This is a genomic window from Telluria sp. PB2R4 (assembly GCF_059685695.1).
The window spans coordinates 288,106-313,392 of record NZ_JCASIC010000002.1 but is presented as its reverse complement, the minus strand read 5'-3'; the positions used below and the strand labels follow the sequence as shown (position 1 = coordinate 313,392).

The 25,287-nt window shown below is 65.6% G+C and carries 18 protein-coding genes and 1 tRNA gene; 11 read left to right on the top strand and 8 right to left on the bottom strand.

The features are described from left to right. The first annotated feature begins 119 nt into the window (after nt 1–119). From hutC to AC56LU_RS04830, 8 genes are all read left to right on the top strand, one after another. Nucleotides 120–836, top strand: coding sequence for a histidine utilization transcriptional repressor HutC (gene hutC / locus AC56LU_RS04865; protein WP_497174476.1), 717 nt, complete (start codon nt 120–122; stop codon nt 834–836). A gap of 82 nt (nt 837–918) precedes the next feature. After that, a complete protein-coding gene (locus tag AC56LU_RS04860; protein WP_497174475.1) occupies nt 919–1,338 on the top strand; it encodes a response regulator in 420 nt (139 codons plus the stop codon). A gap of 236 nt (nt 1,339–1,574) precedes the next feature. Further along, complete coding sequence (gene trxA / locus AC56LU_RS04855) at nt 1,575–1,901, top strand: thioredoxin TrxA (protein WP_497174474.1); 327 nt, start codon at nt 1,575–1,577, stop codon at nt 1,899–1,901. Nucleotides 1,902–2,042: 141 nt separating this feature from the next. Beyond that, complete coding sequence (gene rho, locus AC56LU_RS04850) at nt 2,043–3,305, top strand: transcription termination factor Rho (protein WP_497174473.1); 1,263 nt, start codon at nt 2,043–2,045, stop codon at nt 3,303–3,305. Nucleotides 3,306–3,505: 200 nt separating this feature from the next. Further along, on the top strand, nt 3,506–3,775 hold the full coding sequence (locus tag AC56LU_RS04845) for a type B 50S ribosomal protein L31 (protein WP_497174472.1): 270 nt from the start codon (nt 3,506–3,508) through the stop codon (nt 3,773–3,775). A gap of 158 nt (nt 3,776–3,933) precedes the next feature. Continuing rightward, nucleotides 3,934–5,655 (top strand): ArnT family glycosyltransferase, encoded by a 1,722-nt coding sequence (locus AC56LU_RS04840; RefSeq protein ID WP_497174471.1) that lies wholly within the window; start codon nt 3,934–3,936, stop codon nt 5,653–5,655. Between the two features lie 348 nt (nt 5,656–6,003). Beyond that, a complete protein-coding gene (locus AC56LU_RS04835; protein WP_497174470.1) occupies nt 6,004–6,369 on the top strand; it encodes a hypothetical protein in 366 nt (121 codons plus the stop codon). Nucleotides 6,370–6,490: 121 nt separating this feature from the next. Further along, a tRNA-Leu gene (locus AC56LU_RS04830) sits at nt 6,491–6,575 on the top strand. Between the two features lie 158 nt (nt 6,576–6,733). On the opposite strand, the gene AC56LU_RS04825 is transcribed toward AC56LU_RS04830, so the two are convergent. Beyond that, nucleotides 6,734–7,498, bottom strand: a complete 765-nt coding sequence (locus tag AC56LU_RS04825; protein ID WP_497174469.1) for a substrate-binding periplasmic protein — start codon at nt 7,496–7,498, stop codon at nt 6,734–6,736. A gap of 268 nt (nt 7,499–7,766) precedes the next feature. Here AC56LU_RS04825 and AC56LU_RS04820 point away from each other — a divergent pair, with 268 nt between their 5' ends. Together AC56LU_RS04820 and AC56LU_RS04815 are read left to right on the top strand one after the other, a co-directional pair. After that, complete coding sequence (locus AC56LU_RS04820; RefSeq protein WP_497174468.1) at nt 7,767–11,090, top strand: MHYT domain-containing protein; 3,324 nt, start codon at nt 7,767–7,769, stop codon at nt 11,088–11,090. 21 nt (nt 11,091–11,111) lie between these two features. Further along, entirely contained in the window at nt 11,112–12,104 is a 993-nt protein-coding gene (locus AC56LU_RS04815; protein ID WP_497174467.1) for a response regulator, read from the top strand. Between the two features lie 155 nt (nt 12,105–12,259). Here the strand turns inward: AC56LU_RS04815 and AC56LU_RS04810 are convergent, their stop codons facing one another. The 5 genes from AC56LU_RS04810 to AC56LU_RS04790 all read right to left on the bottom strand — a co-directional run bounded on the left by AC56LU_RS04810 (nt 12,260) and on the right by AC56LU_RS04790 (nt 19,167). Beyond that, on the bottom strand, nt 12,260–13,429 hold the full coding sequence (locus AC56LU_RS04810; RefSeq protein ID WP_497174466.1) for a glycosyltransferase family 4 protein: 1,170 nt from the start codon (nt 13,427–13,429) through the stop codon (nt 12,260–12,262). A gap of 9 nt (nt 13,430–13,438) precedes the next feature. After that, the gene (locus tag AC56LU_RS04805) at nt 13,439–14,551 is read right to left on the bottom strand and encodes a glycosyltransferase family 4 protein (protein WP_497174465.1); all 1,113 of its coding nucleotides are present in this window, start codon (nt 14,549–14,551) and stop codon (nt 13,439–13,441) included. 35 nt (nt 14,552–14,586) lie between these two features. Further along, nucleotides 14,587–15,528, bottom strand: coding sequence for a GDP-mannose 4,6-dehydratase (locus tag AC56LU_RS04800; RefSeq protein WP_497174464.1), 942 nt, complete (start codon nt 15,526–15,528; stop codon nt 14,587–14,589). Between the two features lie 3 nt (nt 15,529–15,531). Continuing rightward, nucleotides 15,532–16,575 (bottom strand): GDP-mannose 4,6-dehydratase, encoded by a 1,044-nt coding sequence (gmd, locus tag AC56LU_RS04795; RefSeq protein ID WP_497174463.1) that lies wholly within the window; start codon nt 16,573–16,575, stop codon nt 15,532–15,534. Between the two features lie 279 nt (nt 16,576–16,854). Beyond that, nucleotides 16,855–19,167: an NADP-dependent malic enzyme gene (locus AC56LU_RS04790; RefSeq protein WP_497174462.1), complete on the bottom strand. Its 2,313-nt coding sequence runs from the start codon at nt 19,165–19,167 to the stop codon at nt 16,855–16,857. Between the two features lie 169 nt (nt 19,168–19,336). Here AC56LU_RS04790 and thiL point away from each other — a divergent pair, with 169 nt between their 5' ends. Further along, entirely contained in the window at nt 19,337–20,299 is a 963-nt protein-coding gene (gene thiL, locus AC56LU_RS04785; RefSeq protein ID WP_497174461.1) for a thiamine-phosphate kinase, read from the top strand. A gap of 29 nt (nt 20,300–20,328) precedes the next feature. On the opposite strand, the gene AC56LU_RS04780 is transcribed toward thiL, so the two are convergent. Both AC56LU_RS04780 and AC56LU_RS04775 read right to left on the bottom strand, forming a co-directional pair. Then, entirely contained in the window at nt 20,329–22,953 is a 2,625-nt protein-coding gene (locus tag AC56LU_RS04780) for an EAL domain-containing protein (protein WP_497174460.1), read from the bottom strand. Next, nucleotides 22,950–25,007 (bottom strand): sensor histidine kinase, YfiR-like protein-associated, encoded by a 2,058-nt coding sequence (locus AC56LU_RS04775; protein WP_497174459.1) that lies wholly within the window; start codon nt 25,005–25,007, stop codon nt 22,950–22,952. Before AC56LU_RS04775 ends, AC56LU_RS04780 begins: the two co-directional genes overlap by 4 nt. Between the last annotated feature and the right edge of the window lie 280 nt (nt 25,008–25,287).

Here is a 25,287-nt window from a genome sequence, read left to right as displayed (position 1 = left end):
GATGAGGTCAGCGTAGACGCGGCTCCCTCCGCTGGCACTCCGGGTCTTGCTTTCGAATTGCAGTGCTAGAATCCGGTGTCGGCGGCCGCCTGCCGCTTCAAGCCTTCCCGGAGAGTAGTTTGGAAGAACCGATCGCGCAAGACAGCACCCCCATTTTCCAGCGAATCAAGGATTACCTGGTCGGCGAGATCGTGTCCGGCCGCTGGAAGGAAGGCGAGCTGGTGCCCTCGGAGCAGGCGCTGGTGCGCCAGTTCGGCGTCTCGCGCATGACCGTCAACCGCGCGGTGCGCGAGCTGACCGCCGAGCAGGTGCTGACCCGGCGCCAGGGCTCGGGCACCTATGTCGCGCCGCAGAAGTACCAGGCGACGCTGGTCGAGATCCGCAACATCGCCGACGAGATCCGCGCACGCGGCCGCGCCCACCGCAGCCATTTGCGCCTGCTGCGCGCGGAAATCTGCACCGACGACCTGGCCGCCGAATTCGAACTCCCCCCCGGCGCCACCTTGTACCATTCGACCATCGTCCACTTCGAGAACGACGTGCCGATCCAGGTGGAAGACCGCTGGGTCAACCCCGACTGTGCGCCCAGCTACCTGGACCAGGACTTCAGCACCATCACCCCGAACGAACACCTGATGGCGGCGGCCCCGCTACAGGGCGCCACCTACACCATCGAGGCCCAGCCGGCCCCGCCGGAGGTGGCCCCCATGCTGGCGATCGGCGCGGGCCAGCCCTGCCTGGTACTGCATCGCCGTACCACGTCGGGCGGACGGGTCGCTTCGGTGGCCACGATGTGGCATCCAGGCCACTTGGCGCGCTTCACCGGCAGCGTTTGAGACCAACAGTTGTTCAATATCTCCACGCAACTGGAAAACTTCGCCATAATGGCTCCCTTCGAGACCCCGCTACCCACCTCGCATGAAGCCACCCTCCTCGTCCGCAGCGCGCAGCGCGCCCCGGCGCGTCTTGCTGCTCGACGATGACCGCTTCATGCTCGAGGTCCTGCGCGACATGCTGGAGACGCTCGACAAGGACAACGATGGCGGCCCGTTCGACGTGCATGCCGAGCTCGACGCGCGGCGCGCGCTGGCGATGCTGCCGCGCCATGCGCCCGAGCTCCTGATCTGCGACCTGGCCATGCCCGAGATGGACGGCATCGAGTTCCTGCAGGCCGCCGCCGGCCAGGGATTCGGCGGCCGCGTGATCCTGGTCTCGGCGCTGGAAGACGGCGTGCGCGACGCCGCCACCGAGCTGGCGCGCGCCATGGGCTTGCAGGTGGCGGGGGCCTTCCGCAAGCCGCTGGCGATCGAACAATTACGCCGCGCGGTGCAATGTTGAGATTTTGTACAAACCGATCCACACTCTTTAAAAAAATGGGGTATTATTCGGCACATCCCCGCCTGACACCCCCTGCCGTCTTTCCACATTGAATTTTGCACACAGTGCCTCCACCATTGTGTAGCAGCCACATTTGATGAGACTGCATTATTCAGCAGACCGGGCTGGCCGGGACCACGCAGGATCGGCGCAGTCCGCCAGGCGTTAATTGATCCTTACCTCTTTTGAGGAACATAATGAGCGAAAATATTAAACACATCACCGATGCAAGCTTCGATGCCGAAGTGCTCAAGTCCGAGCTCCCGGTCCTGGTCGATTTCTGGGCCGAGTGGTGCGGTCCGTGCAAGATGATTGCACCGATTCTGGAAGAAGTTTCCCAGCAATACGCTGGCAAGCTGGTGGTGGCCAAGGTCGACGTCGACGCCAACCAGGCCGTACCGGCCCAGTTCGGCATCCGCGGTATTCCGACCCTGATCCTGTTCAAGAATGGCGAAGCGGCTGCGCAAAAAGTCGGCGCGATGGCCAAGGGCCAGCTGGTTCAGTTCATCGACAACAACATCTAATATTGTTACCATGAGCGACGGCAGCGCGCCCGCGCTGCCGTCATGTCGGGAAGCCTCGGCTCCGGTGCTTCCCCGCTTTAAATAGACCACGTAGTTCCCTCCCCTACCTTTACTTTCCCGTCACGGGACACCCACACAAACATGCATTTATCTGAACTGAAGGCAATGCACGTCTCCGCGCTGCTGGAGATGGCAATCGGCCTCGATATCGACAACGCAGCCCGCCTGCGCAAACAGGAACTGATGTTCGCGATCCTGAAGAAGCGCGCGAAAGGCGGCGAGCAGATCTTCGGCGACGGCGCCCTCGAAGTGCTGCCGGACGGCTTCGGCTTCCTGCGCTCGCCGGACGCCAGCTACATGGCCTCGACCGACGACATCTACATTTCGCCGTCGCAGATCCGCCGGTTCAACTTGCATACGGGTGACTCGATCGAAGGCGAAGTGCGTACGCCGAAAGACGGCGAGCGCTACTTCGCACTGGTCAAGGTGGATAAGGTCAACGGCGAATCGCCGGAAGCCTCGAAGCACCGCATCCTGTTCGAAAACCTGACGCCGCTGCACCCGAACGAGCCGCTGCGCCTCGAGCGCGACATGAACGGCGCCGAGAACATCACCGGCCGCATCGTCGACCTGATCTCGCCGATCGGCAAGGGCCAGCGCGGCCTGCTGGTGGCCTCGCCAAAATCCGGCAAGTCGGTCATGCTGCAGCACATCGCGCACGCCATCACCGCCAACCACCCGGACGTGACCCTGATCGTCCTGCTGATCGACGAACGTCCGGAAGAAGTGACCGAGATGCAGCGTTCGGTGCGCGGCGAAGTGGTCGCCTCGACCTTCGACGAACCGGCCACCCGCCACGTCCAGGTCGCCGAGATGGTGCTGGAAAAAGCCAAGCGCCTGGTCGAGATGAAGAAGGACGTCGTGATCCTGCTCGACTCGATCACCCGCCTGGCGCGCGCCTACAACACCGTGATCCCGGCCTCGGGCAAGGTGCTGACCGGTGGTGTCGACGCCAACGCGCTGCAGCGTCCGAAGCGTTTCTTCGGCGCCGCCCGTAACGTCGAAGAAGGCGGCTCGCTGACCATCGTCGCCACCGCGCTGATCGAGACCGGCTCGCGCATGGACGACGTCATCTACGAAGAATTCAAGGGCACCGGCAACATGGAAGTGCACCTCGAGCGCCGCCTGGCCGAGAAGCGCGTCTATCCGGCAATCAACCTGAACAAGTCGGGCACCCGCCGCGAGGAACTCTTGATCAAGCCGGACCAGCTGCAGAAAATCTGGATCCTGCGCAAGCTGCTGTACTCGATGGACGAGATCGAGGCGATGGAGTTCATCCTCGACAAGATGCGCGCAACGAAGAACAACATCGAGTTCTTCGACATGATGCGCCGCGGCGGTTAAGCACCGGCGCTGCATCGCGCGAATGGGGCGGCCTGCGGGCCGCCCTTGTTGTTTGCGCTCTACCTGAGTTGCCTCCGGCACCAAACCAATCTATAATCGCCGGTTCAGTCCAACCCCTGGCAAGTGATCGGCAATCGGGTCAAGAAGCAGGATGACCGACGAAGTGCTGTTTGGCTACCAACTATATAGAAAGCAACATCATGAAGGCCGATACCCATCCGAATTACCGCGAAGTCCTGTTCCACGACGTGTCCTGCGACTTCAAGTTCATCACCCGTTCGACCATCAACACCCGCGAAACCGCTACCCACGAAGGTAAGGAATACCCGCTGGTGAAGATCGAAGTCTCGGCTGAATCGCACCCGTTCTACACCGGCAAGCACAAGATCGTCGACACCGCTGGTCGCGTCGAGAAGTTCCGCCAGAAGTTCGGCGCGGTTGGCTCGAAGACCTCGGTTGCCAACGGCTAATAGCCAAAGCACGAAGCAAGCCTCGGGTCCGCAGGGCCCGAAGTTGCCAGAAAAGAAGCCGGTTCTCCGGCTTTTTCAAAAAGAAGCCGCCTCCCCGGCTTCTTTTTTTTTTCGCATCTATACTACGCGACTATTATCCCATCGCAACAGACTGAACGATGAAACCCGTCCGCCTTCCCGCCGCCGCCACACTGGCGCTGCCCCGCTGGGCCCTGCTCGCGCTGGGCATGCTGTACATCCTGCCGGGCCTGATCGGCCGCCACCCGTGGAAGGAAGACGCCGGCTCCTTCGGCATCATGTGGACGATGGCGCACGGCGGCCTCGACGACTGGCTGTACCCGAACATCGCCGGCCTCGCCGCCGCCGAGCAGGGCCCGCTGGCCTTCTGGCTCGGCGCCCTGTGCATCAAGCTGTTCGGCTGGATCCTGGGCGACGTGCTGGCGGCGCGCGTCTCCACCATCGGCATTTTCGTCACCGGCGCGATGTCGCTCTGGTATACCGCCTTCCACCTGGGCCGCCGCGCCGAAGCGCAGCCGCTGCGCCTGGCCTTCGGCGGCCAGCCCGAACCGGACGACTATGGCCGCACGCTGGGCGATACCGCGGTCCTGATCTACCTCGGCTGCCTCGGCCTGCTGGTGCAGAGCCACCTGACCCTGGCCGCCACGCTGCAGGGCGCGCTGCTCGCCTATTTCCTGTACCGCGCGGTGCGCTACGTCGAAAGCGCCTCGACCCGCAATGCCGTGCTGGTCGGGCTGTCGCTGGGCGCGCTTGCGCTTACCCGCGGCATCATGGTGCCGGCGGTGCTGGTGCTGGCGCTGTTCGCCTGCGCCCGCTACCTGAAGCTGGCGACGCGCGACACCCTGCGCCACCTCCTGATCGCGGCCGGTGTCGGATTTCTTATCACTCTCGCCTGGATCGTGCCGGCCGCACTGGTGCAGCCCTACGGCCTGTCGCCGGTCGGCGAGTGGCTGGACTGGAACGCCGGCCAGCTCGGCCTGCCGACCCTGGCGTCGCTGAAGGGCTTCTTCCGCATCGGCGTGTGGTTCCTGTGGCCGGCCTGGCCCTTCGCCCTGTGGGCGATCTGGGCCTGGCGGCGCCAGCAGCACCTGCTGCACATCGTGATGCCGGTGATGTTCTTCCTCACTCTCATGCTGCTGCTGCTGTTCGATCCGGAACCGGAGAATGGCGACTTCCTCAAGATGCTGGCGCCGCTGGCGCTGATGGCGGCCTTCGGCCTACCGACCATGAAACGCAGCGCCATCAACGCGATCGACTGGTTCTCGGTGATGGTACTGACGATGCTGGGTGCGCTGGTCTGGCTGTTCTGGATCGCCAAGCTCACCGGCTGGCCGGCCCAGCTGGCCAAGAACGCGCTCAAGCTGGTGCCCGGTTTCAAGCCGGAAGTGGGCATCATCGCCTTCCTGGTGGCGGCCGCGACCAGCATCGGCTGGATCATGCTGGTCCACTGGCGCCTGTCGCGCCAGCCCTCGGTGCTGTGGCGTGCGGTGGTGCTGTCCTCGAGCGGACTGATCCTGCTGTGGGTGCTCCTGATGACCTTGTTCCTGCCGGACCTGAACTACAGCAAGAGCTACGCCGGCGTGGCCCAGCAGATCGCCGCGCGCCTGCCGCACGACGCCGACTGCATCGAGACCAATGTCGGCCCGGCCCAGCGCGCCTCGTTCGCCTACTTCGGCCGCCTGCCGTTCGTCACCGTGGCAGGCGGTACTTGCCGCTACGTCCTGCTGCAGGACAGCATCAGGAACCGCGACGACAAGCGTCTCGCGCGCCGTCACGATGTGCGCGGCGCCGCCGTGCTGTGGGAAGGCCGGCGCGCCTCCGACCGCGACGAACGCTTCCGGCTGTTCCAGCGCAGCCGCTGAGCTGCGCTTTCCGAACACCGTCCCGACAGGCCGCCGGCTCCACCGGCGGCTTTTACTTTTCTGGCACGATTCCTGCATCCTTTTCACCGGTGCGCAGCACACCAGCCTGATGTGAGAACCTATGTATGCAAGACAGCGCGTTTGAGCGGAGTCAACTGCCCCGTAAGACTGCCCGGCACAATAAAACAGGTCGTTTTTTGTTGCCGTACGGGCGCAACCGATCAAGCAGCGCTGCAAGGAGATACCATGAAAAGCGTTACCTTTTCGGAAATCGTTCGAATTCGCGAGCGGCCGTATTTTTTACGTTGTCCCGCCACTTGGCGGCAGTTGTTTCCCTGGGCACTTACGATGGTAGTCGGCCTGCCGGTGCTGATGCTCGTACTGCACTTCATCGACCCGGAAACCCCGCTGCCCTTCATCGTGCTGCCGGCGTTTATCGGCGGACTGCTTCCGGTCGCCATGATGGGGCCGGGTCGCTTCGAAATGCGCACCCGCTTCGATGCCCAGTACATGATCGGCACGCTCGACGAGGCCCTGGTCTCGCTGGGCTACCGCCGCACCAAGTCCGATCCCGACAGCATCAGCTACTTCCGCCCGCTGCCCTGGCTGCGCGGCCGCGAGGGCTCGATCGAAGTGGCGGTGCAGCCGCATACGCTGCAGGTGATCGGCCCGGTGGGCAGCCTGCGCCTGCTGCAGCAGCGTATCGCCTGCTGACCAGCGGCAGCGCGGCCGGAAACGGGCTTTGTCGGCCCGTTCCGGGTTCGTGCGCCACAATACTGGCCACGGTACTGGTCATTCCTGCAATCGATGTGCTAACATGCGGCCCTGCTCTTGGGCCTCTGTGGCGGAATTGGTAGACGCACTTGACTCAAAATCAAGCGCCGTAAGGCGTGCCGGTTCGATTCCGGCCGGAGGCACCATCCCATCTGCATGACACCGCGTCGTCGTACGTTCGGTCCATCCGAGCGCCTTACGACGGCATGGCAAGCACTTCACCTGCTTCGCTTCCCCGCTTTTTCCGTCGGAATAATTTACACCTCCTCGACAGCGAGCGTTGGCCGACTCGTCCCTGCCGCCGTCAAGGCAGCTTGATCGGCTGTCCCCAATTCTCGTAACTGCGTTCGATGCGGCGCGCAGTGCCATCGCGCACGATGGATTCGAAGGCCGTATTCAGGCGGGCAACGACAGCATCCGGCACGCCGGGGTTGCAGGCCAGATACAATTCGATGCGGTTAAACACCAGCAATTGCACGATCTTCTTGTCGTAGCCATAGCGTGCCAGGATGGTACTGCCGCTGCGCAGGCTGGCAGCCCACAGGTCGATGCGGTCGAGCAGCAGCTTGCCGGCGTTGGCAATATCTTCATTGGCGGCATCGACGCGGAAACCGCGTGCACGCAGGTAGGCGTCGCGGGCGTCGCCGTTATAAGTGCCGATGCGCAGGCCGCGCGCATCTTCGAGGCTGCGCAGCTTCAGCTTGCTGTCGGCACGGGCCAGCATGACCCAGTGGCCGAGGTCGGTCGGGCCCACCCACTTGAACAGCCCTTCCCGCTCCGGCGTGCGCGAGGTCGAATACACGCAGGTATCCGGGCGCTGCTGCGCGGCCAGGTAGGCGCGCTTCCAGGGCAGCAGTTCGATGCTGTAGTCCACCCCGGCGCGCTCCATCGCTTCGCGCACCTTGTCGGTGGCGATGCCGATCACGCGCGTTCCCTCCAACATGCTCGACGGCGCCGAGGTTTCGGTGGTCAGGTAGAGCCGCGGTCGGGCGGCCGGCACCGTCTCCATCGCGCCGGCAACACCGCTGAGCACCGCGAGTGCAATCGCAAAAAAACGCGTGAACAACATTCGAGTTAGCAACATTCTTCCCTGGCTGGATTGCCTGCATGCGCGCTGCGTCCGCGCTGATGGTGGATTTACCAATGCAGGTTAGCACCACCGACAAATTTCCCGCAATCATGTCCTTACGGATGTCCTTACGCGGTGGCGCCCGCGCGACACATTGGCGGGTCAAACCCGCATGATTCCTGGCTTCAACGAGACTTTCCCTAGCGGAAATGCGATACTGGAGTGACCTTTCCTGGGTGCATTTATTGCCCAATCACCGCAAAACTCCATGCTGCAATTATTTTCCGTTCCAGCCGATCCGTCGCTGCTTACCTATGGCGCATACGAACCGCGCCTCGTGCTGTTGTCGGTCCTGATCGCCATCTTCTCGTCCTGGATGGGTTTGCAGATCGCAGGCCAGGCCGCTGCCAGCCGCACCCACCGCGCCATCGTGCTCGCCAGCGGCAGTCTCGCCCTCGGCGCCGGCGTCTGGGCCATGCACTTCATCGGCATGCTGGCGTTCAATCTCTGCACGCAGATTAACTATGACCCATTGATCACCATCGTGTCGGCGCTGCCCAGCGTCGGCGCCTCGGCGGTGGCCCTGTCCCTGATCTCACGCCAGCGCCTCGGCCCGGCCGGCCTGCTGGTCGGCGGCGTGCTGGTCGGCGCCGGCATCGGCGCCATGCATTATTCGGGCATGGCCGGCATGCAGATGAGCCTGCAGCTGCGCTACGACCCGGCCATGTTCGGGCTGTCGATCGTGGTCGCCGTGGTGCTGGCCACGCTGGCGCTGTGGGTGCGCTTCGGCCTGTCGCGCCTGAAGTCGCTGAGCGAATCGCGCCGCCTGCTGCTGGCCGCGACCGTCATGGGCTGCGCCATCGCCGGCATGCACTACACCGGCATGGCTGCGGCGCGCTTCATCGGTCAGGTCGAACCGGGCGGCACCGGGTCCTCGAACAGCGACTTTCTGGCCCTCGCGATCACGCTCATCACGGTGGTGTTCACCGGCCTGGTGCTCGCCGCCAACGGCCTGCTGCGCTACCGCCAGATGTTCCTCGAACTGCGCCGCAGCGAAGCCTGGATGCGCGCCCTCCTGACCACCACGGTGGATGGCGTGATTACCATCGCGCGCGACGGCACCATCAGCGAATTCAACGCCTCGGCCGAGCGCATCTTCGGCTGGCGCCGCGAAGAGATCGTCGGCCGCAGCGCCAGTCTCCTGATCGCCGACGACGATGCGGCTTCGCACGACGGCCTGCTGGGCCTGATGCTAGACGGTTATACCAGCGCGATGGCCAGCAGCAGCGAGATCATGGGCAAGCGCAAGGACGGCAGCCTGGTGCCGATCCGCCGCGCGATCGGCCATGCGCGCCTGGACAACCAGGACCTGTTCGTCTGCTTCATTACCGACATCAGCGAGCGCCGCGCCATCATGCAGGCGCTGCACGCCAGCGAGCAGCAGTTCCGCTCCCTGATCGGCAACATCCCCGGCATTTCCTTCCGCAGCAAGGTGGACGGTGACTGGCCCATGGTCTTCATCAGCGATGCGGTCGAACGCATCACCGGCTATCCGCCGGCGGATTTCATGGGCGAGCAGCCGCGCCGCCCCTACGGCACGCTGATGCATGCGGCCGACCGCGTGCGCGTGAACGAGGAACTGGCCGCCGCGCTGAGCGAAGAGCGTCCCTACCTGATCGAATACCGCCTGCTGCACCGGGACGGCAGCGTGCGCTGGCTGTGGGAAAACGGCAGCGGCGTGCGCAACGACGCCGGCGAACTGGCTTGGCTGGACGGCGTCATCCTCGACATCACCGAGCGGCGCGAAATGGAAGACGCGCTGCGCCAGGCCAAGGACAAGGCCGAGCAGGCCGCCGCCGCGCGCGCGACCTTCGTGGCCAACATGAGCCACGAGATCCGCACGCCGATGAACTCGATCCTCGGCTTCACCGACGTGCTGCTCGATGGTGAGTTGAACAAGGAACAGCGGCGTCACCTCGACACCATCCGCAATGCCGGCCGCGCGCTGCTACGCTTGCTCAACGAGATCCTCGACACCGCCAAGCTGGAAAAAGGCGCGGTGGAGCTGGAGCAGAACGACTACAACCTGCTGTCCCTGATCGACGAACTGTCCTCGACGCTGGCCGCGAATGCGCGCGCCAAGGGCCTGCACCTCGATATCCACTATGATCCGGCGCTGCCGACCGGCCTGCGCGGCGACGAGCTGCGGGTACGCCAGGTGCTGACCAACCTGCTCGACAACGCCATCAAGTTCACGCCGCAGGGCACGGTCACGCTGCGCGTGGGCGCGGAAGGCGACCAACTGTGCATCGCCGTCAGCGACACCGGCATCGGCATCGCGCCCGAACGCCTGCAGGCGATCTTCGATCCCTTCACCCAGGCCGACGCCTCGATGACGCGCCGCTTCGGCGGCACCGGCCTGGGCACCACGATCAGCAAGCAGCTGGTCGAGCTGATGGGCGGCCGGATCTGGGCCGAGAGCGAGCTTGGCAAAGGCACCACCTTCCACGTGCGCCTGCCGCTGGTGCTGGCGCGCTTCTCGCACCAGGCGCCGCGCGTGCGCAGCGCCGCCGTGCTGCCGCCGCTGCGCGTGCTGGCCGCCGACGACGTGCCGCAGAACCTCGAGCTGCTGCAGCTCCTGATGGCGCGCCGCGGCCATACGCTCACCGCCGTCGCCGACGGCGCCGCGGTGCTGGAGCAGGCCAGGATCGGCGAGTTCGACCTGATGCTGATGGACTTCCAGATGCCGACGCTCGACGGTTTGAGCGCCACCCGCGCCATCCGCGCCTTCGAGGCCGCCACCGGCAAGCGCCGCACGCCGGTGATCGCGATGACGGCCAGCGTGCTGCCCGAACACCGCCGCGCCAGCGTGGAAGTGGGCATGGACGGTTTCGCTACCAAGCCGGTCGACTGGTTTACGCTGTCGCACGAGATCGCGCGCGTGCTGGGCCTGGACCAGCAGCAGACCCAGGCCGACAAGGACCTGGCCGCGATACCGGCTCCGGCGCGCGAAGTGCTGAACCGCCGCGCCGGCCTGCACCGCTGGGCCGACAAGGCCGACGTGTACGCCGAAGCGCTCGATCACTTTGGCCGCCAGTACGCCGACCTCGCCACCACGCTGCAGATGCACGCGGCGGGCGGTTCGCACCAGGAGCTGCGGATGCTGGCGCACAAGGTGCGCGGTGTGGCCGCCAATGTCGGACTGGAGCAGTTGTCGGACGCCCTGTCCAAGCTCGAGCAGGCCACCAATATCCTGCCGACCGACGAGCGCGAGGCGGCCCAGGCGCTGGAAACCTCCACTGCGGCGCTGGGCGAGGCACTGGCCGCGATCCGCGCCGGCAGCCCGCAGCCGACCCTGGCGCCCGAAGCCGCCCCGTTCGACCTGGCGCGCGCGCGCCGCGCCGGCGGCGTGCTGCTGGAGGCCCTGCGCCGCGGCGCCCTCGACGATGCCGCCATGGCCGGACTGGCAACGGCGCTGGCCAGCCATCCGGTCGCGCCGCGCGTCGCCCAGATCCAGGGTGCGATCGGCGATTTCGAATTCGACTCCGCCCTGGAACAGCTGGAAGCCGTGATGGCGACGCTGGGCGAATAAAGCATTACAGGAACGACCCGTATGACCCAACCGAACAACCGCCCGCTGATCCTCGCCGTCGACGACGAGGCCAGCAACCTGCAGTTGCTGCGCCAGATCCTGCAAGACCATTACCGCCTGCTGTTCGCCAAGGACGGGGCACGCGCGCTCGAACTGGCGCGCCAGGAGCATCCCGACCTGGTGCTGCTGGACGTGATGATGCCGGGAATGTCCGGCTACGAAGTGTGCGCCTCGCTCAAGGCGAATCCGGAAACGGCGGCGATCCCGGTGATCTTCGTGACCGCCCTGACCGACACCGCCGACGAGCTGGAAGGCTTCGAGGCCGGCGCGGTCGACTACATCACCAAGCCGGTGAGCCCGCCGGTGGTGCGTGCGCGCGTGCGCACCCACCTGTCGCTGGTGCGCATGGAAGAACTGCGCGCGACGCGCCTGGAAATCGTCCAGCGCCTTGGCCTGGCGGCCGAGTACAAGGACAACGAGACCGGCCTGCACGTGATCCGCATGAGCCACTTCTCGCGCATCCTCGGTATTGCGGCCGGCATGAGCGAAGTGGAAGCCGACGACCTGCTGCACGCCGCGCCGATGCATGACGTGGGCAAGATCGGCATCCCCGACCGCATCCTGCAGAAGCCCGGACCGCTCGATCCGGACGAGTGGAAGATCATGCAGAGCCACGTGACGATCGGCGCCGAGATCATCGGCGAGCACGCGGGCGGCATGTTGGCGCTGGCGGCGCAGATCGCGCTCACCCACCACGAGAAGTACGACGGCAACGGCTACCCGCACGGGCTGCGCGGCGACGATATACCGCTGGCGGGGCGCATCGTGGCGATCGCCGACGTGTTCGACGCGCTGACCTCGAAACGGCCGTACAAGAAGGCGTGGAGCGAACAGGAAGCGCTGGACTTCCTGCGCGAGCAGAAGGGGCGCCACTTCGATCCGGTGCTGGTGGACCTGTTCCTGGAACAGATGCCGGCGGTGCGGGCAGTGCAGCAGCGCTGGGCGGAGGCGTAAAGAACGCCGAATACCGTAGGGTGGGCGGCTCTGCCGCCCACGCGTTCAAATCACATTTGAATACCGGCGCGAAACGCATCGGCCAACGATCATCACATGGGCGTTTGCAATTCCGGGCATTGCCCGACATTGCCCCGCCCACCCTGCAACGGCAATCAGCGGGTCGGCGGCACGCCCGCCAAGCCCACGCTCTCCCCCGCGTTCGCGGGCGCCCTGCGCGCCACCAGCTCCTTGTACAGCTCCGTATAGTTCGCCGCCATCTGTTCCGACGTGAACAGCTCGTGGTAGCGGGCTTCGGCACGCGCGCCCATGCGGCGCGCCAGTTCCGGATCGTTCCACAGCGTCTGCATCGCCGCGTGCAGCCCGGCGGGGTCGGACGGCGGCACCGCCAGGCCGGTCTCGCCATGCTTGTTGATGTAGGTGGTGCCGGTGCCGATCTCGCACGAGATCATCGGCTTGCCGTACATCGCGCCTTCGAGCAGCGAGATGCCGAAGGCTTCCGAACGCAGGTGCGAAGGGAACACGAGCCCGTAGCACAGGCTCAGCAAGGCTGCCTTGTCAAGCTCGTCGAGCGCCCCGGTGAACATCAGGTGCTTCAGTCCCAGGCGGGCAGCCTGCTCCTTCAGCGCCGTTTCTTCCGGCCCGGCGCCGACGATCACGATCGGATAGTCCAGCCCTTTCGCCGCCTCGAGCAAGATGTGCAGGCCCTTGTAGTAGCGCAGCACGCCGACGAACAGGAAGAATTTCGGCCCGACTTTCGCGCGCCAGTGCGCGAGGCGGCAGGGGTCGACGTTCGGGTAGGTGGCCTTGTCCAGGCCGTAGGTGATGACGCGGGACTTGTCGCGGTAGCGCTGCAACACTGCCGACGACGCCAGGTAGTTGGGCGAGGCCGCCACGATGGCGTCGACGCTGTCGAGGAAGCGGTACTTGAGCGGCTGGTACAGGCGCAGCCAGCGCTTCTGGCGCACGATATCGGAGTGGTAGCTGACCACGGTCGGCTTGTTCACGCGCGCCATGAAGTGCGCCAGGTCCATGAAGGGCCACGGGAAGTGGTAATGGACCACGTCGGCCTCTCGCGCCATGCGCGACAGCGCGCCGAGCGCCTGCAGCGAGCAGGCGTTGGAGGCGATCTCGAAGTTCAGCGGCACGCGCTGCACGACGTGGCCGTCGAACTGGATCGGCGCCAGGTCCTTCTGGCGCGACAGCGACAGCACGGTATTGTTCACGCCCAGGCGCGCCGTGCCGACGCACAGCTGGCGGATCACCTGCTCGATGCCGCCGACCGAGTCCGGGTAGTACGTCTTGTAAAAATGAAGGACACGCATGTTGGAAGCTTACTGCGAAAGTACTGCACGGTACACCTCGGCGGTCTGCCGTGCGGTGGCGTGCCAGGTGAGTTGTTCGGCGCGTTCGCGCCCGGCGGCGATGCAGCGCGCGCGCTCGCGGGCATCGCTTGCGAGGGTGTGCAGCGCGTCGGCCAGCATGCCGGTGTCGAGTGGATCGACGTCGAGCGCTGCGCCCTGCGTGACTTCGGGCAGCGAACTGGCGTTCGAGGCCACCACCGGCACGCGCGAAGCGAAGGCCTCGACCACCGGAATGCCGAAGCCTTCGTACAGCGACGGGAAGGCGAATACGCCGGCGCCGGCATACAGGTGGCGCAGTTCCTGCGGGTCGGTGAGCCGGTCGAGCCAGACCACGTTCTCGCCATCGGCCTGCGCCGCCTCGAGCTGGGCCAGAAGCGCCTCGCAGCGCCAGCCGCGCGCGCCGACCACCACCAGCGCGCGCTCCTCGCGCAGGCTTTTCGGCAGCATTAGCCAAGCCTCGAGCAGGCGGCCGACATTCTTGCGCGGCTGCAGCGTACCGACGGTAAGGAAATAGCCTGGACGAAGTTTGTAGCGCGCGAGCGTGGCGGCGACGGCAGCATCGTCGGGCGCCTCGAGCCATTCATCGTCCACGCCACAATAGACCACCGACACCCGCTGCGGGTTCACGCCAAAGCACTCGACCAGTTCATCGATCGCGAAATACGAGAGTGCGATGACGTGGTCGGCCTTGGCGGCGGCCTTGCGCTGCAGCCAGTTCTTGACGCTGCGCAGGCGCGGGTTGCACCACTCGGGATACTTGATGGGCAAGGCGTCGTGCAGGGTGGCCACGACCGGGCAATCCATGCGCACGATGCGGTAGTCGGTGACGTGGAACAGATCGGCCGGCATATGGACGCGGTGCGCTCCTGGGGTGGCGAGATCGACCAGGGAGGCTTTTTCGAAGGATTGCGGCATCGGCTGGCCGATGCTGATACCCTCGGCACCCGCACGCCTGCCCACCTGCAGGCGTGGCCAGGAATACGGAAGCACGGTGCAGCCGGTGCGCGGCAAGTGCCGCATCAGCGCGCTGGTGTAGACGCCGATGCCGTCGAGGCGGCCGCCGGTCAGGCCCGGTTCGATCATGGTCGTTCCGAGCCCGACGGTGAGACCGCCGGAGCTCACGCCTGGTACATCCAGCGCAGCGTCTCGGACAGCGGCGTCGGGTCGAGTTGGCCGATGACGGCGCTCAGCTTGCTGTTGCTGCCCGACAGGGTGAGCACGTCGTTGGCGCGCACAAAGGCCGGGTTGACGTGCACGTCGATGTGGTAGCCGGCGATCTCGCTCATCATGTCGATCAGGTTGGCCAGCGAATGCGAGCTGCCCGAACAGACGTTGAAGGCTTCGCCGCTGGGGGCCACCGCCATCAGGCGGCGGTAGGCGCGCGCCACCATGCGCACGTCGGAGAAGTCGCGCGCGATGGCCAGGTTGCCCAGCTCGATGCGCTTTTCGTTGCGGCGGAAGTGCGAGACGATCTTCGGCAGCAGGAAGTTCTCGGCCTGGCCCACGCCTGTATAGTTGAACGGGCGCGCGATGGTGATCGGCAGCCGGTCCATCCAGAGGCGCGCCATGTATTCCATGGACAGCTTGCTGACGGCGTAGTCGTTGGCCGGGCTGGGGGCCACGTTTTCGTCGATGACGGGCACGCTGGCATTGCCGTAGATATTGGCCGACGAAGCCAGCAGCACGCTGGTGGGACGGTGCTTGCCATTGGCCAGCGCCTCCAGCAGGTTGCGGGTGCCGACGACGTTGACGCGGTACATCAGTTCGGCATTCGTGTGGGCCACGAAAGCGATGCCGGCCAGGTGCGCGACCACGTCGGGCTGCACCTCGTCGACCATGCGGGCCACGGCTTCGCGGTCGCACAGGTCGACCGGCAAGATGTCCGGGCCGAGCTCTTCGCCGGGCATGACGGTGCCGTAGACACGGTAGCCCGCCGCGGTCAACTCTTGCGCCATGTAATGGCCGGTGAAGCCGCGCAGGCCCGTGATGAGTGCGCGCCGTCCCTCGCCTTCTCGCCCGCCGATGAACGCCGGGATGTCATCCGTGGCCATACGTTCCATGATTTAGAACGAGAATCCGATTTCGTTGCGACGCAGGTCGGCGTCGACCATCATCTGGCACAGTTCTTCGAGCGTGGTCTTCGGCTCCCAGCCGAGCACGCGCTTGGCCTTGGCCGGGTCGCCGATGAGCAGGTCGACTTCGGCCGGGCGGTAGAACTTGGGCGACACGCGCACCAGGGCCTTGCCGGTGCGGGCGCAATGCCCCACTTCGTTCTCGCCTTCGCCGCTGAATTCGACGCTGATGCCGGCGCCCTTGAAGGCCATGGTGACGAAGTCGCGCACGGTCTCGGTGCGATTGGTCGCCAGCACGAAGGTGTCGGGCTCGTCGGCCTGCAGGATGCGCCACATGCCTTCGACATATTCTTTGGCGAAGCCCCAGTCGCGCTTGGCGTCGAGGTTGCCCAGTTCGAGCACGTCGAGCTTGTTCAGGACGATCTTGGCGACCGAGTCGGTGATCTTGCGGGTGACGAACTCACGGCCGCGCAGGGGCGATTCGTGGTTGAACAGGATGCCCGAGGAACCGAAGATGCCGTAGGACTCGCGGTAGTTGACGGTCATCCAGTGCGCGTACAGCTTGGCGACGCCGTAGGGGCTGCGCGGGTAGAACGGGGTTTCCTCGATCTGCGGGATGGCCTGCACCTTGCCGAACATCTCGGAGGTGGATGCCTGGTAGAAGCGGATCTTCGGATTGATGATGCGGATGGCTTCGAGCAGGTTGACGGCGCCCAGGCCAGTGATCGACGCGGTGGTGACCGGCTGCTCGAAGGACACGCCGACGAAACTCTGCGCCGCCAGGTTATAGACTTCGTCCGGACGGCTGCTTTCGATCAGGCGGATGCTCGACGACAGGTCGGTCAGGTCGTATTCGACCAGCGCCAGGTTCGGGTGCTTCTCGATGCCGAGCTCCTCGATGCGCCAGAAATTGACCGAGCTGGAGCGACGGAAAGTGCCGGTCACGTGGTAACCTTTTTCCAGGAGAATCTGCGCCAGGTAGGCGCCATCCTGGCCGGTAATGCCAGTGATCAGGGCTCGTTTCGTTGTTTGCATGTTCTTGGATTCTAGAAGATGGGTCTCGCAGGCCGCCAGACGCAGGACAGCCCCGGATTGTATCAGAGAGGGGTCGTTAACAGCTTTGCACGGTAGAGACCGGTGCAAGAAAAGCAACAATTTATCTCGACATTATGCCTTGAAAGCCCGGGTGTCCGGTACCCGCTTACGGTTTGTTACCGTTGTATTTGAGCGAAGACAAATGACGAAACTCGGAGACAAATACGTTTGATTCATCTCAAAACGTAGGGTGGTCGGCTCGGCCGACCACCCGATGAATTACCGCTGCGACACTGCATCCACGACACACAACGCCGTCATATTGACGATCCGGCGCACCGTCGACGACGGGGTCAGGATGTGCACCGGACGGGCGCAGCCCAGCAGCACCGGGCCGACCGCGATGCCGTTGCCGGCCGCGCTCTTGACCAGGTTGTACGAGATGTTGGCGGCGTCGATGTTCGGCATCACCAGCAGGTTGGCGTCGCCGGTCAGCTTCGAGTCAGGCATGATCTTCACGCGCACCTTGGCTTCGATCGCGGTGTCGCCGTGCATCTCGCCGTCGATTTCCAGGTCCGGCTTGGCCTGCTGCACCAGCGGCAGGACCGCACGCATCTTCTGGGCCGACGCGCTGTTGGAGGTGCCGAAGTTCGAATGCGACAGCAGGGCCGCGCGCGGCTGGATGCCGAAGCGTTCCATTTCCTCGGCGGCCATCACGGTGATCTCGGCCAGTTCCGGCGCGCTCGGGTTCTCGTTGACGTGGGTGTCGACGATCGCCAGCTGGCGGTCCGGCGTGATCAGGAAGTTCATCGCGGCGTACACGTTGGTGCCGGCGCGCTTGCCCAGCACCTGGTCGATATAGTGCAGGTGCATCTGGGTGGTGCCGTAGGTGCCGCAGATCAGGCCGTCCGCGTCGCCCTTGTGGACCATCATGGCGCCGATCAGCGTATGGCGGCGGCGCATCTCGAGCTTGGCCATGTCGATGGTCACGCCCTTGCGCATGCCGATCCCGTAGTAGGTCTGCCAGTAGTCGCGGTAGCGCTCGTCGAAGTCCGGGTTGATCACGTCGACGTGCTGGCCGAGCTTCAGGCGCAGGCCAAACTTCTCGATGCGCTTTTCCAGCACGGCCGGACGGCCTACCAGGATCGGGCGCGCCAGCTTCTCGTCGACCACCACCTGCACCGCGCGCAGCACGCGCTCGTCCTCGCCCTCGGCGTAGACGATGCGCTTGGTTTCCAGCGGCGCGGCTTTCGCCACCGAGAACAGCGGCTTCATGAAGGTGCCGCTGCGGTACACGAACTGCTGCAGGCTCTCGGCGTAGGCTTCCATGTCGGCGATCGGGCGCGTGGCCACGCCGCCTTCCTGCGCGGCCCTGGCCACCGCCGGCGCGATGTGGGTCAGCAGGCGCGGGTCGAAGGGCATCGGGATCAGGTATTCCGGACCGAAGGACAGGTTGCTGATGCCGTAGGCCGAGGCCACGATGTCCGACTGCTCGGCGTGCGCCAGGGCGGCGATCGCATGCACCACCGCGATTTCCATTTCGCGGGTGATGGTGGTCGCGCCGCAGTCCAGCGCGCCGCGGAACATATACGGGAAGCACAGCACGTTGTTGACCTGGTTCGGATAGTCCGAACGGCCGGTGGCGATGATCGCGTCGCTGCGCACGGCCTTGACGTCTTCCGGCAGGATTTCCGGATTCGGGTTGGCCAGCGCCAGGATCAGCGGGTTGGCGGCCATCGACTTGACCATGTCCTGCTTCAGGACGCCGCCCGCGGACAGGCCGAGGAAGATGTCGGCGCCGGGAATCACGTCGGCCAGCGAACGGTGCGGCGTGTCTTGCGCGAAGCGCTCCTTGTCCGGGTCCATCAGTTCGGCACGGCCCTTGTAGACCACGCCGGCCAGGTCGGTCACAAAAATGTTCTCGATCGGGAAGCCGAGGTCGACGATCAGGTCGAGGCAGGCCAGCGCGGCCGCGCCGGCGCCCGACACCACCAGTTTGCAGGCCTTGAGGTCCTTGTTGACGACCTTCAGGCCGTTCAGGATGGCGGCGCCGACAATGATCGCGGTGCCGTGCTGGTCGTCGTGGAAGACCGGGATCTTCATGCGCTCGCGCAGCTTGCGCTCGATGTAGAAGCACTCCGGCGCCTTGATGTCCTCGAGGTTGATGCCGCCAAAGGTCGGTTCGAGCGAAGCGATGATGTCGACCAGTTTATCGGGGTCGTTCTCGGCGACCTCGATGTCGAACACGTCGATGCCCGCGAACTTCTTGAACAGCACGCCCTTGCCTTCCATGACCGGCTTGGAAGCCAGCGGGCCGATATTGCCCAGGCCAAGGACGGCGGTGCCGTTCGAGATCACCGCGACCAGGTTGCCGCGTGCGGTGTACTTGTACGAATTGGCCGGGTCCTTGACGATTTCCTCGCAAGGCGCGGCGACGCCCGGCGAATACGCCAGTGCCAGGTCGCGCTGGTTCAGCAGGCCCTTGGTCGGGGTGACGCTGATCTTGCCGGGACGGGGAATCTGGTGGTATTCGAGCGCTGCAGCACGCAGTTGTTGACGCAATTCTTCTTTCTTGTCCGATGACGAGTCCATGCCTGGCAGCCTTTTGCAACTAGAGGGGAACCTCCAATTTTATCAGACGAACAGTTGACAAAGGCTACGTATTTTCAACAAGCGAGGACTCGATTCATAAGACTTGCCTATACATCTGCCCCCGGCATTAGCTCAGCTTCTAAATAAACAGGACGTTTACAATGGCGCCATGCTCTCCGAATTCGACCTTATCAAACGCTACTTCAAGCGCGAGCGCCCGGGCCGGGCCGACCTCGGCATCGGCGACGACTGCGCCCTGCTGACGCCCTCTCCCGGCCACCAGTTGGCGATTTCATCCGACATGCTGGTCGAGGACCGCCATTTCTTCGCCGGCGCCGATCCCTTGATGCTGGGCCATAAGAGCCTGGCGGTGAATCTGTCGGACCTGGCGGCGATGGGCGCGCGGCCCCTGGCCTTTACGCTCGCCCTCAGCCTGCCCGCGGCCGACCCGGCGTGGCTGGACGGCTTTTCGCGCGGGCTGTTCGCGCTGGCCGACGAACACGGCTGCGAACTGGTCGGCGGCGATACCACCAAGGGGCCGCTGAACATCTGCATCACGGTGTTCGGCGAGCTGGCGCCCGGGCACGCGCTGCGGCGCGACGCGGCGCGGGCCGGCGACGACATCTGGGTTTCCGGGACGCTGGGCGATGCGCGCCTCGCCCTGGCTGGGTACTGGAAGGAGCTGAAATTATCCGCCGGGGACCATGCACAGGCGGCGCAGCGGATGCACGTGCCGGCGCCGCGCGTGGCGCTGGGGCTGGCGCTTGCAGAGCTGCCAATCGCTCATGCGGCGCTCGATATTTCGGATGGGCTGGTCGGCGACCTGGGGCATATCCTCGCCGCCTCGAAGGTCGGCGCGACGCTCGACGTGGATGCGTTGCCGGCCGGGCCGGTGCTGGCGCGCCAGCCGCTGGAGCTGCGGCGCAGGTTCACGGCGGCGGGTGGGGATGACTACGAATTGTGCTTTACGGCGCCGGTCGAGCATCGCGAAGCGGTGCTGGAGGCGGGTCGGGCCAGCGGCACCGCCGTCACCCGGGTTGGACGGATCGAGGCCGAACCGGGCTTGCGCTTCGTGGATGCTTCGGGGGCGCCGCTCGATCTCGAGCTGAGTGGGTGGGATCACTTCAGTTGAACGCGTGGGCAGGAAACCTGCCCACGCGTTCAACCGGCAGCAGCCCTGCCGTCCTCCTCCCGCGGCGTCCTGCGGTCGTCATACGGCCCATACGTCAGCCAGTAATGCCGGAACGCCAGCCGGATATTCTCCCTTAGCTGCAGGTCATCCCAGGGCTTGGTATAGAAGCGGTAGATCGCGCCGCGGTTGATCGAATCGAGCACCGTCTCCACGCCGGTATCCCCCGACAGGATGATGCGGATCGTTTCCGGATACATCTCCTTGACCTTGCTGAGGAATTCGGTCCCGCTCATCACCGGCATGCGCTGGTCGCACACGATCACCTGCACCCGGTACAGCGCCAGCAATTCGAAGCCTTCGGCCGGCGACGCGGCCGTCAGCACCCGGTAGGTGTCGCGCCGGAACAGGCGGTGCAGCGCGGTCAGCACGTTGACGTCGTCGTCGACGATCAGGAGGGTCTGGAGCTTGTCGTCCTGGGCCGGCGGCTGGTCGGGCTGTTCGCGGTTGTCGCGCACCAGGCGCACCAGCTCCTCGCTCGGCAGCGCGCGCGAGAAATGGAAGCCCTGTATTTCGTCGCAGCGGTTGCGGCGCAGGTAGGCCATCTGCGCGCGCGTCTCCACGCCCTCGGCGATCACCTGCATGTGCAGGCTGTGCGCCATGCTGATGATCGCCAGCGCGATCGCCGCATCGTCCGGGTTGGTCACGATGTCGCGCACGAAGGCGATGTCGATCTTCAGCTTGTCGATCGGGAAGCGCTTGAGGTAGGCGAGCGAGGAGTAACCGGTGCCGAAGTCGTCGATCGCGATCCGGATGCCGAGCTCCTTCAGGCGTCCCAGCACCTCGATGGTGTGCTCGGCGTTCGACATCAGGGCGCTTTCGGTCAGTTCCAGCTCCAGCATGCCCGGCTCGATCTTGTGGCGCTCCAGCGCCGCACGGATCACACCCTCCAGGTCGCCCTCGACGAACTGGCGGCTCGACACGTTCACCGCCACCCGCAGGTCGCGCACCCCGTCGGCGTTCCAGGCCGCGATCTGGCGGCAGGCTTCGTCGACGATCCATTCGCCGACCCGCACCACCAGCCCCGTTTCTTCCATCACCGGCACGAATTCGGCCGGGTAGACCAGCCCGAAGCCGGGACGGTTCCACCGCAGCAGCGCTTCCACGCCCGAGATGCGGCCGGTGTTCAGTTCCAGCTTGGGCTGGTAGTACAGCACGAACTGGCCGTCCTCGAGCGCGCCGCGCAGCGCCAGCTCGAGGTCCAGGCGCGCCAGCACCTGCACGTTCATGCCGGCAGTGAAGAAGCGGTAGCCGTCGCGGCCCGCTTCCTTGGCGCGCACCATCGCGGTGTCGGCATACTTGATCAGCGCGGCCGGATCGGTCGAATCGTCCGGATACATGGCGATGCCGATGCTGGCCGTGAGCGCGGCCTGCTGGCCGTGCAGGTCGAAGGGCGTGCGCAGCGACTCGCGGATCTCGTTGGCGACGTTCACCGCCTCCTGCTGGTCGCGCGTCATGGTCAGGAACAGCGCGAATTCGTCGCCTCCCAGGCGGCCGACGATGTCGCGCAGGCGCACCACGCGCACCAGGCGCGTGCTGAACTGGCCCAGCAGGTCGTCGCCGCGCGCGGTGCCGAGCGAATCGTTGATGATCTTGAAGCGGTCGAGCGTGATGCACAGCACCGCCACCCGCCAGTTCTTGTCGCGCGCCAGTTCGATCGCGTCGCGCAGGTTCTGGAAGAACAGGGTGCGGTTTGGCAGGCCGGTAAGCGCGTCGTAGCTGGCCATGTGGCGCATGCGTTCCTGCGCATGCAGGCGTTCGCTGATGTCGCGCGCTACCGCGATCAGCATGCGGCTCTTGCCCAGGTCTTGCAGTTTCCAGCTGATCTCCACCGGCACCGCGCCCTGCCCGCCGGCGCGCAGCAGGTCGGTCTCGACGATGTCGCCCGGCAGCGCGCCGAACTCCACCGCGCCTTCCGGCCCCCGGCCGCCATGGGCGGGCGCATCGGCCGCCAGGTGGCGTTCGAGCAGCGCGCGCGTGGCCAGGCCCAGCGCCACCGGATCGATGCGCAACAGCGCCTCGCGCGAGAAGCCGAGCATGCGGCAGGCGCCGTCCGAGACGTCGACCATCGCCATCGAGGCGGTGTCGATCAGGAAGATCGCGTCCGGCGTCGCATCCATCGCACCGCGGAAGCGCGCCAGCTCGGCGGTGCGCTCGCGCACCTCGCGTTCCAGCTGCACGCCGTAGTCCTGCGACTCGCGGTGCAGCAGGCGCACTTCCAGCAGGTTGCGGATGCGCGTCATGACCTCGACCGTGTCGAAGGGCTTGCCGATGAAGTCGCGTGCGCCGGCCTCGAGCGCGGCCAGCTTCTTGTCCGGCTCGGCGGTCACCACCAGCACCGGCAGCCACGAATCGCTTTCCAGCGGCTTGAGCGCTTCCATCACGTCGAAGCCGTCCATGCCCGGCATGTGCAGGTCGAGGATGATCAGGTCGTAGCGGTGCTTCAGGTGCAGCGACACCACCTGGCGCGGGTCGTAGGTAGCCGCGACGTTTTCGTACCCGGTGGTCTTCAGGAGGTATTCGAGCAGCTGGACGTTGACGGGCTCGTCGTCCACGACGAGGATGCGCGCGCGGCGGATGTCTTGCAGTGAAATCATTCGGCCTTCCTTTCGGCCGGCGCGGCGTTCTCTCCACTTGCAATGGAGCGCAGCTGCGCCAGGGTACTGTCGATTGCTTCGGTAAACTTCTCGATCTCGATCGGCTTGGTCAGGTAACGGTTGAAACCGACCGTCATGCCGCGCTCGATGTCGCGCGCCATCGCATTGGCGGTCAGGGCAATGACCGGGATGGCGGCAGTCAGCGGGTCGGCGCGCAGCTGCCTGAGCACCTCGATCCCGCTCATGCCCGGCAGGTTCACATCCATCAGGATGATCTCGGGACGGTGGGCGCGCGCCAGCGACAGGCCGACATGGCCGTCGGGCGCCGACAGCAGCCGCAGGTCGGCGCGGAAGCGCACGATCTCTTCCACCAGGCGCAGGTTGGCCGGGTTGTCCTCGACATACAGGATCAGGTGCGGGTCCGGCCGCGCCCCGTCTGCGTCCGGCGCCATGGGGACTTCCGGCGCGACGGTGGCGGCGCCCTCCGCCGTCGCCACGGACAGCGGGGCCGTGGTGGCGAGTTCGATCCAGAACACGCTGCCCACGCCGGGGCTGCTGGTAACACCGATGTCGCCCCCCATGAGTTCCACCAGGCGCTTGGTCACCACCAGGCCGATGCCGGTGCCCTCCTGGCTGCCGCCCTCCTGGCCAAGCCGGTTGAAGGGCTGGAACAGGCTGGCCACCTGGTCGGCGTCGAGGCCGGCGCCGGTGTCCTGCACCGACAGGCGCAGCCGCGTCGGCGCCACCTGTTCGCAGGCCACCACCACCGCGCCGGCGTCGCGGTTGTACTTGACCGCGTTCGACAGCAGGTTGAGCAGGACCTGCTTGAGGCGCGTGCGGTCGGCCAGCACCACCGCGCCAGGCGTTTCGGGGAACAGCACGCGCACCCCGCGGCTGGCTGCGATCGGCTCGACCATCGTGCGGGTCTCGAGCAGCGTGTCGCTGAGCGCCACCGGCTCCATCGACAGCGTCACCGTGCCCGACTCCACCTTGGCCAGGTCGAGGATCTCGTTGATCAGGGTGAGCAGGTGGCGGCCCGATTTCAATATGTGGCTGGCGAATTCCTTCTTCTGCTCGAGGGTCGAGGGCAGCGTGCTTGATGTGAGGATCTGGGCGAAGCCGAGGATGGCGTTGAGCGGCGTGCGCAGCTCGTGGCTCATCGAGGACAGGAAGGCCGACTTGGCCTGGTTGGCGCTGCGCGCCTCCTCGATCGCATTGGCCAGTTCGGCGTTGGCCAGCGCCAGCTGCAGGGTGCGCTCGTCCACGCGCTGCTCCAGCTGCTCGTTGAGCCGCATGACTTCCTGCTGGGCGCGTGAGCGTTCACCCACCTCGCGCGCGATCTCGCTGCTGGAAGTTTCCAGCTCGCGGGTGCGCACCTCGATCTCGGTCAGCATGGCATTGAAGGAATCGACCAGCTCCCCGGCCTCGTCGTTGCTGATGCGCGGCGCGCGGCGCGAGTAGTCGCGGGTGGCGACCACGTCGCGCGCGATCTCGGTGATGGCCACGATCGGCGCGGTCACCACCCGGCCCATGCGGCGCATCAAGAGATAGGCCACGCCCATCGCCAGCAGCGTCACGCCCAGCGCGATGCTCAGGTAATCCAGGGTGCGCGCCAGCAGCTGGTTCTCGGCGCGCAGGTAGACCGTGCCGACGGTGTCGCCGTTTTCGACGATGCGCTGGTGGATGACCAGGTTCTCGCGGTCGCCGGCGGGGGCGCTCGGCAGCACCGTCGGCACCCCGTGCGGCTCGCCCGGCGCCCGGTAGGAAGCGAACAGCGCGCCGTCGGCGGCGTAGATGGCGGCGGCGCGGACCTGCGGGCGGGTGCGCAGCAGCGCCAGGTTTTCGTTGGCCAGGCGCGGGTCGTCGAAGCTCAGCGCGGCCGAGGTCATGTGGCCGACCAGCTCCGCCTGCGTGGCCAGGTCGTTGACCAGGGTACGGTGATAGCTGCGCAGGTCGTAGAAGATGATGATCGCCACCGACACCAGCAGGGCGACCAGCGTGGTCGTCATCACTGCCCGCACCAGCTTGCTGCGGATCGATCGTCGCTGGGTCATGCGGCCTCCGGCGGGGGCCGTCCAGCTGGTCGGGCGCGCGTGCGGGCGCCGCAGGCTTGCGCCGGCCCCATCCGGTCATGCGCATGTCGTTCGAGCGGCATCCAGGGTCCTACGAAAAAACAAAAGGTTCAAGGCAATGCCTACTGGCAAGCCCAGAGGCGCGTTCAGCATAACGGACCGCTTCGTGTCATGTCGCACAGAACTTTTCACGATTGCGCCTTGCGCGCCGATCGTCAAGACACCCATGCAGCATGGGTAAAAGATGCATCGCGGCTAAGTT